Source organism: Dyadobacter fermentans DSM 18053 (assembly GCF_000023125.1).
GTDB classification, from domain to species: domain Bacteria; phylum Bacteroidota; class Bacteroidia; order Cytophagales; family Spirosomataceae; genus Dyadobacter; species Dyadobacter fermentans.
The window spans coordinates 6,695,252-6,712,918 of record NC_013037.1 but is presented as its reverse complement, the minus strand read 5'-3'; the positions used below and the strand labels follow the sequence as shown (position 1 = coordinate 6,712,918).

The window sequence follows — 17,667 nt, the reverse complement described above, 5'->3', positions numbered from 1 at the left end:
TATATTAATATTCGGGAAGGTTTTCAAACGCTTCCAAATGCAGCTCTACACGATCACCTGCACGGGCGGATGCGTATACTGCTTCGATGATTTGCATGTCCCGGATGCCCATTTCAATCGGCACGCGGGTTTCGGTGTTTTCTATAATGCAGCGGGCAAAATCGTCCATTTGCCTGGCTTGCTGTTTCACAGGTTCGATATCCATTGCGCCGCTGGACGTCCGGCCCACCAGCCCTTTGTATTCGTAAGCAGGATTTAGTTCAAACCATCCTTCGCTTCCCTCGGCGCGCATCAGGTTCTGGTTTTTGGAATAACTCGTTTCGCAATGCGCCGTCACGCCATCCTCGAAAAACATCGTCCATATCACGCCCTCTTCCACCTCACTGAACCGATCGGGGTTGGTGACCGGCGCGAAGCGCGCTTCTACGGCCACCGGTAACTTGCCCGTAATGTAAATTGCGGCCTGGATACAGTAAATTCCGTTGTTCACCAGGGGGCCGCCGCCGGCGCGTTCACGGTCGACGCGCCAGGGCGTTTCGGTGCCGATATCCATGCTATCGAGCAGTTCCAGCTTTTTCACCGGACCAAATACCTCTTTTTGCCCGAGCCGCATCATTTCCTGGTTGAAAGGGTCAAAATGCAGGCGGTATCCCATTGAAAAGCGCACATTCGCCTGCCGCACGGCTTCTGCGACCCGGTAACATTCGTCCACATTCATAGCAAGCGGTTTTTCGCAAATCACATGCTTGCCTGCCCTTGCGGCGCGAATGCAGTATTCGGCATGCATGAAATTGGGCAATACCACATACACAATGTCGATGTCGGGATTATCCGCAATGCGGTCGAAATCGTCGTAGCTGTACAGGCTTTCGTCTTTCAACCCGAATTCCTGCTGATATTTCAGCTTCTTCTCCTCGCTGCCGCTCACCAGCCCGGCCAGATAGCAGTTTTGCGTGATTTGCAGCGAGGGGATCAGCTCGCCGGTGGCGTACTTTCCCAGCCCCACCAGCGCTACGCCCAGTTTGTTTTTCTTTTCCATGTAACTCCGGTTTGATGTTGATGCATACCGGCTATCCCGGTTTTTCAAAGCATGCGGGTCGGAGGAAATAAATATGCCATCCTGGTTCGCGGCCGAATGGACATTTGAGGTTCTGATTTTGTGGAAAAATGTCAACTAACAGGTGCTTATGCGGCTGGTTCGGTTTTTTCGGACTGCTGGATCATTTAATTCTTAATCCAAACATCAACATGCATATGAAACCAGAGATCAGAAACATTCTGGGCGGGATCACGGGCGCCGTGGTGCTCAACCTGGTCCACGAAGTAGCCAAACGCGTTTCACACAAAGCACCGAGAATCGACTTGCTGGGCGAAGAAGCCCTGGCCAAAACCGCCGAAGCCGTAGGCGTGGATGCGCCTTCCGGCGAAGTGCTCACCGCCTCCACATTCGTGGCCGACCTCGCGAGCAATGCCGGTTACTATGCCATGATCGGCAAGGGCGATAATGACACCATCCTGCTTCGAGGCGCTGGTTACGGACTTATGGCCGGCCTGGGGGCCATCGGGCTTGCCAAACCGCTGGGCCTGAATGAAAGCGCGGTAGCCCGCTCCGGCGAAACCAAGCTGCTAACGATCACCTGGTACTTACTCGGCGGCCTCGCTGCGGCTATGGCAATCAAGAGCCTGCGGTAATGCGGGTTTAGCAGAAGCAGCAATTCGGAGGCATTCCATTCGGGCGTTGTCAAGGCACGGTTTTTACCCTGGTAGGAGCTCTTTAATCAACATGGATCATTATGGAAAATAAAGGAAAATATGTCCTGATTACCGGCGCTACAAGCGGAATCGGGCTTGAACTGGCTAAACTGTTTGCAAAAGACGGCTTTAACCTGATCATCACAGCACGCGACATTGCCGAACTGGACGAAACCAGCACGCTGCTGCGCGCCGAAGGCGTGGAAGTGTGGCCCATTGCCAAAGATCTTTTCGATCGTGAGCAGGCATTCGGGCTTTATGCGGACATCAAACAGAAAGGAATTGAGGTAGAAATCCTCGTCAATAATGCCGGCCAGGGCGTGTATGGGCAGTTCGATCAAACGGACATCGACCGCGAACTGCGGATCATCGACCTCAATATCGCATCGCTGGTTGTGCTCACCAAATGTTTCCTGACCGACATGGTGGAGCGTGGTTCCGGCCGCATTCTAAACCTGGCGTCGATCGCCAGCAAGATGCCGGGCCCCTGGCAGGCCGTGTACCACGGTACAAAAGCATTCGTGCTGTCGTTCAGTGAAGCCGTGCGGGAAGAAACCAAAGACACCGGCGTAACCATCACGGCGCTCCTGCCGGGCGTAACCGACACCGACTTCTTCAACAAAGCAGATATGCAAGCCAGCAAGGCGGTGCAGGATGAGGACGACAAGGCCGACCCAACCGACGTGGCACGCGACGGCTACGAAGCCCTGATGGCCGGTAAAGACCGGGTGGTTTCGGGATTGAAAAATAAAATACAGGTAGCTATGAGCTCAGTCTTGCCGGACGACGTGCTGGCGCACCAGATGAACGAGCAGCAGAGACCTGTTCACGAGAAATAACAACCGCAACTAAATCAGATGAGTTATTTGAAACCGGGGCAATTGCACCCGGTTTCTTTTGTTTAAAGCTCGTTGTTCCGGGCGGCGGCGGCATTCGTCCGCGCGCCGATGGCGCCGCTCGTGGCCTCGGATTCGCTCTCGAAGCCTTTTCTCTCTTCGGCATTGTCACTTTCCGGCAGCCAGCGGTTGGTCCACTGCATCAGGGTGGTGAGCAGCCCGGGCGCCACGCCATTCAGCGCGGATGCGGCGTAGGCTATGGGTGTAAGGATCACTTCATTTTCATGGGCAGCAATGCCCTCGATGATCGCGGCAGCGGCTTTTTGCGCATCCTGGGACAAAACAGGAAGTGAATCCGCTATTTTGAACCACGCATATTCGTCTTCATGGGCACCTTTCAGCGAGATATTCCTCGGGCTGCCGGTGCGCATGAGGTTGGGGATTACCGTCGTGACATGGATATTGTCCTTTTTCAACTCCGCCGCCAATCCCTCCGACAGCGCCGTGAGGGCGAATTTGCTCACGCTGTATGGCAGCATATGCGGCACGGCAATCTTCCCGCCGATGGAGGAAATGTTAGCAATGTGCCCGCCTCCCTGCCGCCTGAAATAGGGCAATGCAGCCTGGGCCATATAGAGCGCCGACCAGCAATTGGCGTCCATTACGCGATGGTAATCCTCCGTTGCGAGCACATTTTCGGGTGCCACGAGCATCATACCGGCGTTATTGATCAGCACATCTATCCGGCCGAACCGTTCTATGATCTCGTGCACCACGCGCGGCGCTTCCGCCGGGTCGGAAAGGTCGGCGCTGATCGCCTGCACCTCCGCACCTCCGCTAGTGAGTTCATCCACAGCGCGCGCGAGGTGCTCTTCCGAGCGTGCGCAGATGGCCAGCTTCGCGCCTTTTGCCGCTACAATGCGGGCCATTTCCAGACCAAGCCCCCTCGATCCTCCGGTGATTACCACCACTTTACCTTTAAAATCCAGCCGTGTAATGCGCTTGTAAGCCGCCCGCGCAACCGCCAGCGCGCCCAGTCCTGCGAGCGCGATGCCCCAGGCCGGCCAGCCGTTATTCAGTTTTCCCATATTATTTGTCATAAAAATTAAAAGAATAGCCGGTAAACTACTCGCTGTTGCCATCGGGTAATTCACCGGCTTTGGTTTGGTACTGCTAATCCGATTTCAGAGATCGCAAAGTCTATCCATAGGTATCAGGCTACATGAGAAAAATCTTCCTGGCGCTCGTCCGGCAAGCTGCTTACCTCTTTGATCAGCCAGTTTTCCAATGTGGAAAGTTTGTCGATATGCTCGCTGCAAGCACGTGCAGCGTCGCTATCCTGATCGAGGTGCGGCAAAAGTGCGCGGTATTCTTCGAGCATCACCTGCTGATGCGTAGCGATCTCGGTCAGCAGCTCGTAGCGGTCCACCATTTCGGCATCAAATTCATCCACACTCCGGGTAATGCTGGTGAGCTCACCGTCGTCGAGGTTGCTTTTCACCGATTCGTACATGCTTCCCACATCCTTTTTAAACAGCAGCGACATCATATAGCCGTTGCTGCAAATCCGACGTAATTTGCTGGACATATCGAGCGCCATCGCCGACCGGAACAGCGACTCCTGCCTCTTGTACATCCGCCAAATTCTGGCGATACACTTCACCATGTTCCTTGCATCACTCATAGTCCTGAATATTGTAGCATTATTCTACCCTTAATCACTTATTATACCGTTGGAATGTGCGCGGGTTACGTAAAAATCGTTCCACCGCGCGAGTGAAGTAGCCGGTTTGCGGGATTCCGAAGGGCTACAAACGCCCGAATTAATGCATTGCACTCTTAAACAAGTATTTAGATAAGGCGATTTTGAAAGAATACATTAACTAATCATTTAAAAACTGGGGAGTGACAATACCCCTTTTTTTGATCGCTGCCGCGAAAAATACACACATCCCAATGCGATCACAGCCACGCTGCTTGCTAATGCCCAGATTGCGCCTGTGCTCGTCCGGTCCTGAGGCACAGACACTACGCCATCGCGATTAGCCACAGCAGGTTCTGCCACGTAGCGTCCGTAACGAGGCACGGCACGGTCGGAGAAGTTCAGGGCAAGGTCCATCAGCTGCTGGCGCATTTCCTGCCCGGCCATGGGCTTGCCGTGGCCCGTTGCCACAATTTCCGGGGAAAGGTCGGCCAGGGCATTCACAGATTTATCGGCCTGGTACCAGTCATAAGTGAAATACTTGGGCGGTCCCGAAATCACCTTGCGCTGCGTTACCACGCTGAAAACTGATTCCTGCCGCGTAGTTACGAAGGCATCCCCTGCCACGAGCACGCGGCCCTGCTCACGCCACAGGCTGATATGCCCGGGCGCGTGTCCCGGCGTATGAATGTATTTCCATTCGGGCATGAAAGGAATGTTACCGTCAATCGGCAGTGATTTGACGGCGTCGATCAAATCGATGGGGTCGTTGGGATAGAGGCCTGCCAATGAAGACATCAATCCGCCGCCCACGCTTGAATCCGCCGGTGGATAATCCGACTTACCCGTCAGATAGGGCGTTTCCAGGAAATGCGCGTACACAGGCACGTGCCATTCGCGCAGCACCGCTTCCAGCGAACCTACGTGATCGAAATGGCCGTGGGTGAGAATAACCGCAACCGGCGGCACATCTTCCCCGAAGAGCTCGGCAGCAGCCTTTTTTATTTTGGGAAATGCGCTTTTCAGACCAGCGTCGACGAGCACCCATGACTTGTCCGGATTGGCGATGAGGTAAACATTAACCATAATATCTTTAATCCCCCACACTCCCTCCGTCACCCGGAAGAAAGATCCTGATTCATTATTTTCCGTTCTCATTCCATGTTCGTTTAAAATCTTTGCCCTGCTGACGGTAAAAATTGTGCCATCAGCGCCCTGTGGAATGGTTCCTGGCATGATTTGTTTGCCGGTCGGGTTGTATATTTCCCAGTAGGCACAACCGAACGCAATGAAGACAATATACCTGGCAGACGATGACGAAGACGACCGCATGCTGATACGCCTCGCGGTTGAGCAGGTCATCCATCCTGTCCGCATAGTAGAATTAGATTCCGGCGATCAGCTTGTAAAAAGAATTGTAAGTCAAGGCCTGTCTGATGACCCGGCGATGATCATCATGGACATGAACATGCCGCGGATGAACGGCCTGGAAACGGTCCGCATCCTGAAACTCAATGAGCTTTGTTGTCATATTCCTGTGGTAATGCTCTCGTCCACATCCAACCGCGACCTCGTGCGCGACGCCTACGAGCGTGGGGTGAATGCATTTCTGGAAAAGCCTGTTCATGAAGCCGATTTTATCAAACTCGCGCAAGCAGTGGATGCCTGCTTCCTGAATGCCAGCCACGTAACGGGCGACACCCGGCCGCCGTCACAAGGAAAAAACGGCAGCGTGATCGTGATCGAGGATAATGAGGACCATATGTTTTTTATCCGGCACGCATTGCAGGAATCCATGCCGGAGGTGCGGGTGGTGGAGTTTCCCAATGCGGCGGATGTGATCGAGCAGCTCGGCCCCGCCTGGGACAGCATCGATCCCGCACCGCACCTGATCCTGATGGACCTTTATCTCCCCGGCCGGCAGGACGGGCTGGACCTGCTTGTGAAAATTCATCAGCTTCTGGTCAGTAAAAACAGCCGTTCGATCCCCGTGATCGTATTTTCCTATTCCGACAAGCCCGAAGACATGCACGCCAGCTACCAGCGCAATGCGAGCGCGTATATGACCAAGGACAAGAATGCCGCTCATTGGAAGAACGATTTCAAAAATCTGCATAATTTTTGGTGGAACACCGTATCTACACCCGATCCGCGATGAACGACATCACTTTTGAAACCGCTGACAATGAACCAGATCAGCACCAGGTTCAGAGTCCGTACCTAATGATGGTGCAGTCCGTGAGTCATGAGCTTCGCAGTGTGTTCGGTATTATTTCCGGTATGCATTCGCTGCTTCCGCTGGCATCAGGGGAAGACGAACGAAGAGATATGTTCCATCGCCTGCAAAACAACACAGAATATGCGGCGCAGCTTTTCACCGCGTTGGAAGACTATTGCGCGATGGAAACAGGTCCGGTACAGGTGGAGAGTTCTTCATTCCGACCGGCCGGGGCTTTGGAATACATTCGCAAAAAAGCACAGCCGATGCTGGAAAGGCGTCGCGCCTCGCTCACCCTCGACGGCGACCGTGAAATGCGGGTAGACGGTGATGAAGAAAAAGTCCAGTGCATTGTGCGTAACCTTGTGTTTCACCTCGCCGGCGTAGCCCGAGTGCGGGATATTGCAGTTACGTGGGGACAAAGCGCCCACAGCTGGCATGTGAATGTAAACTACCTCGGCGAACCGCTGCCTGCATGGCTGTTTTATGCGGGAGATCAGTCTTATGATGAATCGATAGGTTCGCACGTGGGCTTGCTGATCGTGCGGCGGCTGGTGTCGGTACTGGGTGGTAAGATCCGCGAAATGCCTGTTGAAACTCCTGGTCGGCGGGGCATTGCGCTGCATTTTCCTCTTTGAGTAATCCACTGGAACGCATTTTGATAGCTCAGCGGACACCACACTTTGAAAGAAAACATGAGCAAAAAAGAAATTTACCTTGTTGAGGATTCGAGCGACTTTCGTCAGCTTGTCCGGGGCATTTTCACCAAATTCCTACCCGACTACCACGTCCGTTTTTTCCAGGGAGCGCAAGAGCTCTATCAATATATGGTGCTGCAATCGGCCGAGCAGTTCAAAGGACGCCGGCCTGCGCTGATCATCCTCGATCTCGAATTACCCACCATCAATGGATTTGAACTGCTCAAACTGGTGCGCCAGACGCCTGCTAATGCGGAAACAGTGTGGAAAACTCTCCCGATCGTGATTCTCAGCGGCACGGCACGGCAAGAGGATATCAACCGCTGCTACCAGGCGGGTGCGAATTCATTTTTTATCAAACCACCCGATTTTGAAGAGCTGCACGTGATGCTCGACACCCTGTGCCGCTACTGGATCGACTACAACCGCCAGGCCACCAACGATATTGTCAACCAAATATCCGCGCAATGACCTCACGCATAGGCTACCATGCGTCGCATGAGCAATTTAAACCTAGTGAACTGCTTGCGCTCGTGCAACGCGCCTCCGCTGCGGGGTTCAACAACATTCTCAATTCCGACCATTTTTATCCGTGGAGCGAGGCGCAGGGCGAAAGCGGTTTCGCATGGAGCTGGCTCGGCGCGGCCATGCAGGCCACATCACTCAGCTTCGGGATCGTGAACGCTCCCGGCCAGCGCTACCACCCGGCCATTATCGCCCAGGCCGTAGCTACCTTGTGCGAAATGTTCCCCGGCCGGTTCTGGATCGCCACGGGAAGCGGACAGTTCCTCAACGAACACGTGACCGACCAGGCATGGCCCGCCAAACACATCCGCAACGAGCGCCTGCGTGAAAGCGTGGACATTATGCGTGCATTATGGCGCGGCGATACGATCACCCGGCAAGGACTTATCCAGATTTTCGAAGCCCGGCTGTACACATTGCCTTCCTACATGCCGACGGTCATCGGCGCCGCACTGACGGAGTCGACCGCGCGCTGGCTCGGCGGGTGGGCCGACGGGCTCATTACCACGTCACGTCCGCCGGAAGCATTGAAGAAAATCATCGCGGCATTCCGCGAAGGTGGCGGGGAAGGCAAACCCGTGTATGTGAAGGTGCAGCTATCTTATGATCCCGACAAGAAGAAAGCACTACAAATGGCGCATGAACAATGGCGGAACAATGTTTTTCCGTCGCAGCTGCTGTCCGACATCCGCTCGCCTGAGGGGCTGGATGCGGCCGGCTCAATGGTGAGCGAAGCGGACATGTTCGCATCCGTACGCATTTCCGACAGCGTGGATCAGCATATCGAATGGCTCGCGGGCGACATAGAAGCGGGGGCTGATCATCTCTACCTGCACAATGTGAATCTGTTGCAGGAGCAATTCATTGATGTTTTTGGAGAAAAGGTGCTGCCTGCATTGCGCGGCTAGCCCTGCAAACTTCTTACGTGCTCCCAGCCCGGTTTCAAAAGCGAGCCTTTGGCGGCAATGGCTTGTGTTTCCTCGTCGGTAAGGTCGCGGAATGATGCGTACACCTGGCCTACGGCATAAAACCATTCTGGCATAACGAGCGCTTCCACGGCATCGGCATCGCCCAGGCGGGCATCGTAATGGTTGCCCGCGACGGGCACAGCCACAATTACCCGAGCCGCTCCCCGTTTCCGGCACATGTGCACCACCGGCACGAGCGTTACGCCCGTAGCAATGCCGTCGTCTACAACGATGACCGTGCGGCCTCGCATATCGGGCAGCGCCCTGCCCTGCTTGTAGGCTTTGATCCGCCGGTTTACCTCGTCGGTCTGCTCGTCGATAATGAGTCCGATCTTCTCCGGTTCAAGCGACTCGCGGTAGCGCGGCGCTACGTACACCGACAGGTCTTCGGCAATGGCCCCAAAGCCGACTTCCGGATGCCCTGGCACGGGCAACTTTCTGGAAATGACCATCGTGAGATCGGTTTTCAGATGCCTGGCAACGTGATAGGCCACTTCTACCCCGCCCCTTGGAACACCCAGCACCAACGGGTCCGCATGTTTGTAATGGTGTGCGAGGAAACGCCCCAGTTGTTCTCCGGCATCTCGGCGGTCGGCGAATACGATGTCGTTACTTCGGTTCATAGGTCTCAGGTTTGTACAAAAAAATCCCCAGTGCCATCTCCGCACCTTGCGGAAGGCAACTGGGGCAATATCCTTAGCCGGGGCGGGCGATTAATGCTTCGCTGCACCCGGAGAAGCTTTGAAAAGCTTCTTGGCCATTTCAAGATGGTGTTTCAGGGCCGGCACTTTGGCATCGGCCCATTTCTTCAATTCCGGGTCCTGTCCTTTGTTCGACTCCGTCTGGAAAAGTCCGATCGTCTGCTCATGCGAGGCGATCATCATGTTCATATAGAGCATATCGAATTGCTCTCCCTTAAATACGGCCAGGCTGTCGAATTTCTGCTGTTTTTTCGCGCTCAGCCCTGTCGGAATGCTCAGTTGCTTTTTCTGTGCCAAAGCCTTCAACTCCTCATTTACTTTTGTGTGGTCGGTTACCATTGTCTTCGCGAATGTTTTCACCTCCTGTGAAACGCCGTTTTGCGAAGCCAGCTCACCCAGTTTTACTTCCAGCATTCCGCCTTCGGCGGCCTCTGTCACAAATTGCTGGTCGGGGGATTCGGACAGGTAATGCTGCTCACCGGCAAAGCGGTCAGAAAAAGCCAGCAGCGCCGAGAGGGCCGCGCATGTAGTCAAAAGGAAAATAGATCTCATATAATAAAGTAGAATGGGGCTTAAAAAATAAAGCGGGTATGAGGTACAAAATCGTGCCAGCCAATGCCCGGAAACGGGCTGCGTTATGCTTCGATCGCGGGCGCCTGGCCGGCAAAATCCTGCAAGATCACCTCCTTGTCGGCAAGGCTGCGCTGTTTGCCTTCCTCGACCAGGAAAGGGATTTTTTTGCCGAACATTTTCTCGCCGGTGTAAAAACGGCTGTCCTGGTAAATATTCCGGTCCGAAGGCAGGTAACCGTATTCAAGGTTATACTGCTCGATGAACGTGACCAGGGCATGAAACATCCGCTGCCACCAGGCAATGTCCTCATCGGGGCTTCCCATCCCCGGAACGTGTGTGCCGGTGTACTTCTGTTTGGTGATGTGGACCCGGTACATGTACAGCTCGCCGGTTTCGAGGTGAAGCATTTTAAAGCGCCCTGAAAAGCCCGCAGGGACGCCGTCCAGTACAACTTTCGCTGAAAAGACTAAGGTTTTCATGGTGTATAACATTGCATTTACTGTGGTGGTTGAGGGGCCGCGTTTGTGGTCGCAGGCCCGAAAACCGATGCGATAGCAACTTATGTACCAGCCCGGATAGTGCTGGAACATGTTTTGCAATATGCGCTCCAACTTTTTAAACCATGCAACAATGAAAAACGAAACCAATTCGCAACCGAAATTTAAAACCAAGACCTCAACAATGGCCGAACCGGCTCTCTATGAACTATTTCTGGATTGCCTGAGGGATATTTACTGGGCCGAAAACCACTTGGTTAAAAACCTGCCCAAGATGAGCCAGGCGGCCAGTTCGAAACAATTGGTGACAGCGATCGAACAGCATCTTGCACAAACCGTAGAACAAGTATCACGTCTCGAAAAGATTTTCGGGCTGCTGGATCAAAAAACGATTGCCAAGAAATGCGATGCGATGGAAGGCATTACCAAAGAAGGCGAAGGAGTAATCGAAAGCACCGATGCCGGCACGGCCACCCGCGACGTTGGTATTATTCTTTCGTCCCAAAAAGTAGAGCATTATGAGATCGCCTCGTACCTGGGCCTCATCCAGCTCGCCACTACACTCGGACTGGAAGAGGTAGCGGGCATTCTGGAAGAATCACTCGCCGAAGAGCAGGCAAGCGACCAGCTGCTGGCGTCCATCGCAGAAAATGACATTGCTTACCAGGCTTCGCAGGAGGCATAATTCCAATCATCAACGACTATGGCGAAAAGAAAAGCACAACAAAACCCGGCCGTCGATCAGCCGGAAAACGACAAGATCCGGAGCCTCGAACCACACATGGAGGACTCAACGGGCGAACTGATGAATACCAACACGGGCGTACGCATTAACGACGACCAGAATTCCCTGAAAGCCGGCGACCGCGGCGCGTCGCTGCTGGAAGATTTCATCCTCCGCGAAAAAATAACGCATTTCGACCACGAGCGTATCCCTGAGCGTGTCGTACACGCACGCGGATCGGGAGCGCACGGGTTTTTTAAGCTCTACGAGCCGCTGGGGCAGTATACCAAAGCGCAATTCCTCAACGACACATCCATCGAAACGCCGGTGTTTGTCCGGTTCTCGACCGTTGCCGGGTCACGCGGGTCAACCGATCTGGCCCGCGACGTGCGCGGTTTCGCCGTCAAGTTTTATACGCAGGAAGGCAATTTTGACCTGGTAGGGAATAATATGCCGGTGTTTTTTATTCAAGACGCCATTAAGTTCCCCGACCTGGTGCACGCCGTTAAGCCAGAGCCGGACAATGAAATCCCGCAGGCGGCATCGGCACATGATACGTTTTGGGACTTCATATCGGTCATGCCGGAGTCGGCGCACATGATCATGTGGCTTATGAGCGACCGTGCCATTCCGCGCAGCTACCGGATGATGGAAGGGTTCGGGGTGCACACTTTCAGGCTGATCAATGCCGAAGGGGTAAGCCATTTTGTAAAATTCCACTGGAAACCCCTGCTGGGCGTGCATGCCGTAGCCTGGGACGAGGCGCAGAACATTTCGGGAAAAGATCCTGATTACCACCGGCGCGATCTTTGGGACGCGATCGAGAGCGGCAACTTTCCGGAATATGAGCTCGGTTTACAGATCGTGCCCGAAGCAGACGAGTTTAAATTCGAATTCGACCTGCTCGACCCGACGAAGATCATCCCCGAAGAGCTCGTACCGGTGATCAAGGTCGGAAAGCTCACGCTGAACCGCAATCCTGAGAACTTTTTTGCCGAAACGGAGCAGTCGGCATTCCACATCGGCCACGTGGTACCAGGCATTGACTTCACCAATGACCCATTGCTGCAAGGCAGGCTGTTCTCCTACACCGACACCCAGCTGATCCGCCTCGGCGGCCCGAATTTCCAGGAGATACCCATTAACAGGCCGATTGTGCCGGTGCACAACAACCAGCGCGACGGCTATATGCGCCAGACGATCAATCGCGGCAAGATCAGCTACGGGCCTAATTCGCTGGGCGACAACTACCCGTTGCAAGCCAAGGCGTCGGAAGGCGGGTTTACCTCCTACCCCGAAAGGATCGATGCCCGCAAGATCAGGGCGCGAAGCAAGAGCTTCCTGGATCATTTCAGCCAGGCCAGGTTGTTTTTCAACAGCCAGTCGGACCCTGAGAAAAACCATATGATCGAGGCGTTCAGCTTTGAATTGGGCAAGGTACAATCGGTGGAAGTACGTCAGCGGATGCTGGGCATTCTGTCGATGGTGGATAAGGGACTGGCCGCCGAAGTGGCATTCTCGTTGCGTCTGTCCGTACCGGAAGACCCCGAGTTGCCTGTAAACCGCAGCATTCCCGCAGACGGCGATCCGGCCGATTACGACCCCGTAATGGTGGAAGGCTCGCTCGCGGCCTCGGCTGCGCTGAGCATGGCCAACAGCCCGAAAGACTCCATCAAGACGAGGAAAATCGCATTCCTGGCTGCCGATGGCGTGGATAGCAATTCACTCAATACCGTAAAAGCCGCGCTGGAAGCGGAAGGCGCCATCGTTGAAGTGATTGCCCCGAGGCTCAACTATGTATTGTCCACCACCGACGAGGAAATCCATGTGCATCACAGTTTCCTCACGGCCGCATCGGTATTATACGACGCCGTGTTTGTACCAGGCGGCACCAACAGCGTGGCTACCGTGGAGGCGGATGCCGACGCCGTTCATTTCCTGAATGAGGCGTTCAAGCATTGCAAAGCCATTGCAGCGGACGCCGGAGCGATGCAGGTGATCGAGGCGACCTATTTTGCCAAAAAGATCCCCGCCGAGTTCTCGGACGAAGCGGTACTGCTGGACGGCATCGTGATCAGCGACGATCCGGCGACACTGGCAAGGCGGTTCATTACCGCCATAGCGCAACACAGGTTCTGGGAAAGAGAAAAGCCGAGAAAGATCCCGGCGTAATGCAGGCGTGGCTATTTGAATGCCACCTCGATAAATAGTTGCGATGAGCGGAGTCGGAAACACCGGTGCAAAACCGGCCTCCGGCTCCGCTCTTGCATCAGGCCAGTAGCGTAACGGCTTCGTGGTTACCTTGCTGCATGGCGAGGTCAAACGCGGACTGGCCCCTGATGTCGAGAATGTCAGTATCGGCTCCGCTTTCGAGCAACAGTTTCACCACTTCATTGCGGCCAAACATTGTCGCAAACATCAATGCTGTACCGCCGTTGCCGTGCTGGCTGTTCAGGTTGGCACCGTAACTGATCAGCAAAGACGCGATCTCGGGTAACCCTTTAAATGCTGCGCCCATCAGCGCCGTATTGCCGCCATAGTCGCCCGCATTGACATCTGCTCCCGAATCGAGCAGCAGTCTGGCCGCCTCGGGGCGATTGTTATAGCATGCGATCAGCAGCGGCGTATATCCTTTTTCATCCCTCACATTCACATCCACACCCCGTGAAAGCAGTTCACGGATCACATCCAATTCCCCTACCCGGGCAGCGTGTATCAGTACATTCGTGTAGTTTTCCATCATTAACCGGTTTGTTTTTTAGAGCATGCATTCAGCTTAAAATCCATACCAGCCCAGGGGCAGACTTTCAGGGAAAGAGTTTTGCCAAAAGCTCATTCAATTCCATCAGGTCCACCGGCTTCACCAAATGCCCGTCAAATCCCGATTGTCTCGTGCGTTTTTTATCTTCCGACTGGCCGTAACCAGTGAGTGCGATCACCATGACCTTCCGCCCGTTCGGGCGTTTGCGGATCTGCTTTGCCGTTTCGAACCCGTCCATCTGCGGCATCGAAATATCCAGCAGCACCACTTCCACCGGCTGCTGGTCCAGCATCTCAAGCGCCTGGGCCCCACTGTAACTTACGCTCGTATGATGCCCCTGGTATTTCAGCAACATGGCCAGCGTGTCGGCGGCGTCGGTATTGTCGTCTACCACCAATATTTCCCTTGCGGCGGCTTTCGCGTGTTTTTCAGTGATGGGGGGCGTAAATTCCACAGGCACGTCGAGGTATGGGAAGTAAACCAGGAATTCGCTTCCCTCGCCGAGTCCGTTACTGCTGGCCTCCACCCTGCCGCCGTGCATTTCGACGAGCTGCTTCACCAGCGTCAGGCCGAGGCCCAAACCGCCTTCCGCTTTTCCGGGCGAGAGGTCAACTTGTGCAAAAAGCTCGAAAATAGCTTCGAACTGGTCCGAAGTGAGCCCAATGCCGTCGTCTTTCACACTTAGAATAACCTCACTGCCCTTTTGCTCCAATGCAACCCATACATTGCCGTTTTCTTTGGTGAACCGGACGCCGTTCGTCAGCAGGTTGGTCACTGCCTGATTCAGTCGTGTGGCGTCGCCGTTGAAATACAGTGGAGTACCCGGCAATTCCAGTATCAGCTTCCTGTTTCCCGAGTCGTACAAGGAGCGTGTCGCTTCGGCCGCTTCGGCTACCAGCGCACTGAGGTCTACCTGCTCGCGCCGCAGCTCGATTTTCCCGCGGCTGATGCGGCTCACATCCAGCAGGTCGTCCACCAGCCTCACCAGGTGATCCACCTGGCGGTTCATCATGGCCACCGATGCATTCACACGCTCGTCGTCGCCAGAGGTCATCTTCATGATCTGCAACGTATTGCGCACAGGCGCGAGCGGGTTCCGCAGCTCGTGGGCAAGCATAGCCAGGAATTCGTCTTTCCGGCGGTCTGCTTCCCGCAGCGCCTCCTCGGCCGCCTTGGGGCCCGTAATGTCCACAAAAGTGAAAACTACCCCGTTAATGCGGTCCTCGGCGGTGCGGTAGGGCATTACGCGCATCATATACACGCGCCCGTCCTTACTTCTAACCTCCCGTTCCACGGTTTGCAGCTTTTCCAGCACCAGCTCCGCGTCCTCCTGCAAATGCAGGTAATCGAGGCGGTTGGTAATGTCCGACAGCGGACGTCCGAAATCGGCCGGGATCAGGTTGAAAATCTCCCGTGTGGCAGGCGTGAACAGGTTTACCCGGAAACTGCGGTCGAGAAACAGGGTGGCCATGTTGGTGGAATTAATGAGGTTTTGGAGGTTATTGCTGGTCAGCGATATTTCCTCCACCTTCACTTTCAATTCCTGGTTAATGGTCGTCAGCTCCTCGTTGATCGACTGCAACTCCTCCTTGCTTGTTTCCAGCTCCTCCGCTGCCGACCGCAGCTCTTCATTAATGGCCTGCAACTCTTCATTGGACGCTTTTAACTCTTCGGCCTGCACCTCGTGCTGCTCGTTCGAGGTTCGCAGCTGCGCTTTGACGCGGATCAGTTCTTCTTCCAGGTGGCGCGCCATCGGCTCCACCGACGTCTGCAAACTTTCAGCTTCGTTGTCCTGCCCGGTTTGTTGAAACAAAATCAGGATAAACCCTCGGGCGGGATCACCCTCCCGCATTACCGGCCGCACGTGCATTGTTACGGTTTCGGAATGTTCTCCTACCCGGATTTTCAGGTTTCTTGCCTCTACGTGGGCCTGCTGCTGCACGGCCTGGTAAAATGCCGTCCGCAACTCCAGACGCAGCTCCGGCCGGATCAGTTTCAGCAGGTTTTTCGTCGGTTCGCCGCCTGTAATGTGCAGGTAGTTACCCGCGCGTTCGGACAGGTGCAGGATGTCGTATTCTTCATTTACAATAATGGAAGGCGGCGCATATTGTTCCAGAAGCTGCTGGTGCAAATCGCCGAAACTCAGTCGTGCCGCCGGGCGCACCTCTATTTCACTCACAGTGGGGACGGTACTTTTCTTTTCGGGGATAAACTGAGGAATGGTTTCCGGCACGGGGTACGACCGCGTGGTTACCTGGCGGCTTTGGTACAAATGGTATTCCCGGCTCACATTGAAATACAAATCGCTCGATCCGTCCACCGTTTCGGACATGCCGAGCCACAGGAATCCGCCCGGTTTGAGCGCGAAATGGAATGTTTCCATCGCCCTTTCCTGAGCCGTCTGATTGAGATAAATCAGCATGTTCCGGCAGGTCACCAGGTCGAGTTGCGAAAATGGCGGGTCTTTCAGCACATTATGTCTCGCAAAAAGCACCATTTCGCGTATCTCACGCCGGATACGGTATTCGTCTCCATCGCGTGTGAAGAACCTTCTCAGCCGCTCCGGCGATACGTCGGCGGCGTCGTTGATGCTGTACTTTCCATCCCTGGCAATGGCCAGTGCCGCTTCGTCGATATCCGTCGCGAAGATCTGTACTTTCGGGGCGTCGATCGTGCTCATGGTCCGCTCGGCAAACAGCATGGCGAGCGAATAGGCCTCCTCACCCGTAGCGCAGCCTGCCACCCACACCCGCACCGTATTTTCCTGATCTTTCCCTTCCATGATCAGCGGCAGTGTTTCCTGCTCGAGCGCGAGAAATGCGCGGCTATCGCGGAAGAAGTTCGTGACCGAAATCAGCAGATTTTTGAGCAATGCCTGCGTTTCGTCCGGATGCTCGCGCATGTAAGCGACGTATGCGGGCAGGTTGGGCAGGTTGAGCACATTAATGCGCCGCTCGATGCGGCGCATGAGCGTCGGCCTTTTATAATTCGAAAAATCGTGGCCGGTGCGCATGCGCAGCTGGGTAAACACCTCCCGGAGCGCCTGCTGCTCGTCCGGCGGGCGTGTTTCTGATTCCACGGTGATCGCCACCGTACCCAGGCCTTGGCGGTACGACAGGAGTTGGGCAGGAATATGGGCAACGGGCAGGATGTTGTCAACCAGTTCCGTGGCGATCGCGCTGCGCGGCATTTCATTGAAAGTGGCTTCCCTGGGATTCTGCACGAACGACGCCCCGCCATATTCCTTGATCCTTTTGAGGCCCATGGAGCCGTTGGCGCCCGTTCCCGACAATATGACGGCCACGCTCTGGTCCCGGTAAGCCTCCCCGAGCGTCCGGAAAAAGACATCTACCGGCGCGCGCCGTTCTTCAATCTGCATATCCCTGACGATCGAAATCCGGCCGCTGGTTATCTGCACGTGCTTGATGGCCGGAAGGATCAGAATCCTGTCAGGAACGATTTCGGCACTGTCTGCCACGTTCAGCACCGGTAATTTCGCCACCTTGGACAGTATTTCGGTCAGTTGCTCGTCCTCGTCCGGCGCCAGGTGCAGCATCACCAGGTAAGCGAGGCCGGTGCGGGCGGGTACGTGTTCAAAAAATTCTGTGAGTGCTTCAATACCTCCCGCCGAGGCACCAATGCCCACGACCAACATCTGATGAAGGGAAGCCTTTTCGGGCGTCTCCTTTTTAGGGTTTTTCATATTCTGAAT

The 17,667-nt window shown here is 54.8% G+C and carries 17 protein-coding genes; 8 read left to right on the top strand and 9 right to left on the bottom strand.

The annotated features are described in order from the left end of the window. Positions 1-4 precede the first annotated feature (4 nt). Complete coding sequence (locus tag DFER_RS27895) at positions 5-1,039, bottom strand: Gfo/Idh/MocA family protein (RefSeq protein WP_015815017.1); 1,035 nt, start codon at positions 1,037-1,039, stop codon at positions 5-7. A gap of 215 nt (positions 1,040-1,254) precedes the next feature. Between DFER_RS27895 and DFER_RS27890 the strand changes: the two genes are divergently transcribed. Together DFER_RS27890 and DFER_RS27885 are read left to right on the top strand one after the other, a co-directional pair. Further along, positions 1,255-1,692, top strand: coding sequence for a hypothetical protein (locus DFER_RS27890; protein ID WP_041735616.1), 438 nt, complete (start codon positions 1,255-1,257; stop codon positions 1,690-1,692). A gap of 101 nt (positions 1,693-1,793) precedes the next feature. Next, positions 1,794-2,591: an SDR family NAD(P)-dependent oxidoreductase gene (locus DFER_RS27885; RefSeq protein ID WP_015815015.1), complete on the top strand. Its 798-nt coding sequence runs from the start codon at positions 1,794-1,796 to the stop codon at positions 2,589-2,591. Positions 2,592-2,653: 62 nt separating this feature from the next. On the opposite strand, the gene DFER_RS27880 is transcribed toward DFER_RS27885, so the two are convergent. From DFER_RS27880 to DFER_RS27870, 3 genes are all read right to left on the bottom strand, one after another. Beyond that, the gene (locus DFER_RS27880; protein WP_050774737.1) at positions 2,654-3,676 is read right to left on the bottom strand and encodes an SDR family NAD(P)-dependent oxidoreductase; all 1,023 of its coding nucleotides are present in this window, start codon (positions 3,674-3,676) and stop codon (positions 2,654-2,656) included. 125 nt (positions 3,677-3,801) lie between these two features. Then, positions 3,802-4,272, bottom strand: coding sequence for a hypothetical protein (locus DFER_RS27875; protein ID WP_015815013.1), 471 nt, complete (start codon positions 4,270-4,272; stop codon positions 3,802-3,804). 207 nt (positions 4,273-4,479) lie between these two features. Continuing rightward, positions 4,480-5,448, bottom strand: a complete 969-nt coding sequence (locus DFER_RS27870) for an MBL fold metallo-hydrolase (RefSeq protein ID WP_015815012.1) — start codon at positions 5,446-5,448, stop codon at positions 4,480-4,482. 130 nt (positions 5,449-5,578) lie between these two features. Here DFER_RS27870 and DFER_RS29410 point away from each other — a divergent pair, with 130 nt between their 5' ends. From DFER_RS29410 to DFER_RS27850, 4 genes are read left to right on the top strand one after another with little or no spacing between them, the layout of a single operon-like run. Beyond that, on the top strand, positions 5,579-6,448 hold the full coding sequence (locus DFER_RS29410; protein WP_015815011.1) for a response regulator: 870 nt from the start codon (positions 5,579-5,581) through the stop codon (positions 6,446-6,448). Further along, entirely contained in the window at positions 6,445-7,146 is a 702-nt protein-coding gene (locus tag DFER_RS27860; protein WP_015815010.1) for a sensor histidine kinase, read from the top strand. The genes DFER_RS29410 and DFER_RS27860 overlap by 4 nt, the downstream gene beginning before the upstream one ends. A gap of 57 nt (positions 7,147-7,203) precedes the next feature. Further along, entirely contained in the window at positions 7,204-7,677 is a 474-nt protein-coding gene (locus DFER_RS29405) for a response regulator (protein WP_015815009.1), read from the top strand. Beyond that, a complete protein-coding gene (locus DFER_RS27850; protein WP_015815008.1) occupies positions 7,674-8,639 on the top strand; it encodes a TIGR03885 family FMN-dependent LLM class oxidoreductase in 966 nt (321 codons plus the stop codon). The genes DFER_RS29405 and DFER_RS27850 overlap by 4 nt, the downstream gene beginning before the upstream one ends. On the opposite strand, the gene DFER_RS27845 is transcribed toward DFER_RS27850, so the two are convergent. The 3 genes from DFER_RS27845 to DFER_RS27835 form a co-directional block, all read right to left on the bottom strand. Beyond that, positions 8,636-9,322 (bottom strand): phosphoribosyltransferase, encoded by a 687-nt coding sequence (locus DFER_RS27845; RefSeq protein WP_015815007.1) that lies wholly within the window; start codon positions 9,320-9,322, stop codon positions 8,636-8,638. The two genes, DFER_RS27850 and DFER_RS27845, sit on opposite strands and share 4 nt — an antisense overlap. A 90-nt stretch (positions 9,323-9,412) precedes the next feature. Next, positions 9,413-9,952 carry a DUF4142 domain-containing protein gene (locus DFER_RS27840; protein WP_015815006.1) on the bottom strand — a complete coding sequence of 180 codons (540 nt, stop codon included), beginning with the start codon at positions 9,950-9,952 and terminating at the stop codon, positions 9,413-9,415. Between the two features lie 83 nt (positions 9,953-10,035). Beyond that, positions 10,036-10,452, bottom strand: coding sequence for a hypothetical protein (locus tag DFER_RS27835; RefSeq protein ID WP_143828838.1), 417 nt, complete (start codon positions 10,450-10,452; stop codon positions 10,036-10,038). Positions 10,453-10,603: 151 nt separating this feature from the next. Between DFER_RS27835 and DFER_RS27830 the strand changes: the two genes are divergently transcribed. Together DFER_RS27830 and DFER_RS27825 are read left to right on the top strand one after the other, a co-directional pair. Beyond that, a complete protein-coding gene (locus tag DFER_RS27830) occupies positions 10,604-11,155 on the top strand; it encodes a YciE/YciF ferroxidase family protein (protein ID WP_015815004.1) in 552 nt (183 codons plus the stop codon). Between the two features lie 18 nt (positions 11,156-11,173). Next, entirely contained in the window at positions 11,174-13,366 is a 2,193-nt protein-coding gene (locus DFER_RS27825; RefSeq protein ID WP_015815003.1) for a catalase, read from the top strand. A gap of 97 nt (positions 13,367-13,463) precedes the next feature. On the opposite strand, the gene DFER_RS27820 is transcribed toward DFER_RS27825, so the two are convergent. Both DFER_RS27820 and DFER_RS27815 read right to left on the bottom strand, forming a co-directional pair. Next, entirely contained in the window at positions 13,464-13,937 is a 474-nt protein-coding gene (locus tag DFER_RS27820; RefSeq protein ID WP_015815002.1) for an ankyrin repeat domain-containing protein, read from the bottom strand. Positions 13,938-14,001: 64 nt separating this feature from the next. After that, positions 14,002-17,658, bottom strand: coding sequence for a CheR family methyltransferase (locus tag DFER_RS27815; protein WP_015815001.1), 3,657 nt, complete (start codon positions 17,656-17,658; stop codon positions 14,002-14,004). Between the last annotated feature and the right edge of the window lie 9 nt (positions 17,659-17,667).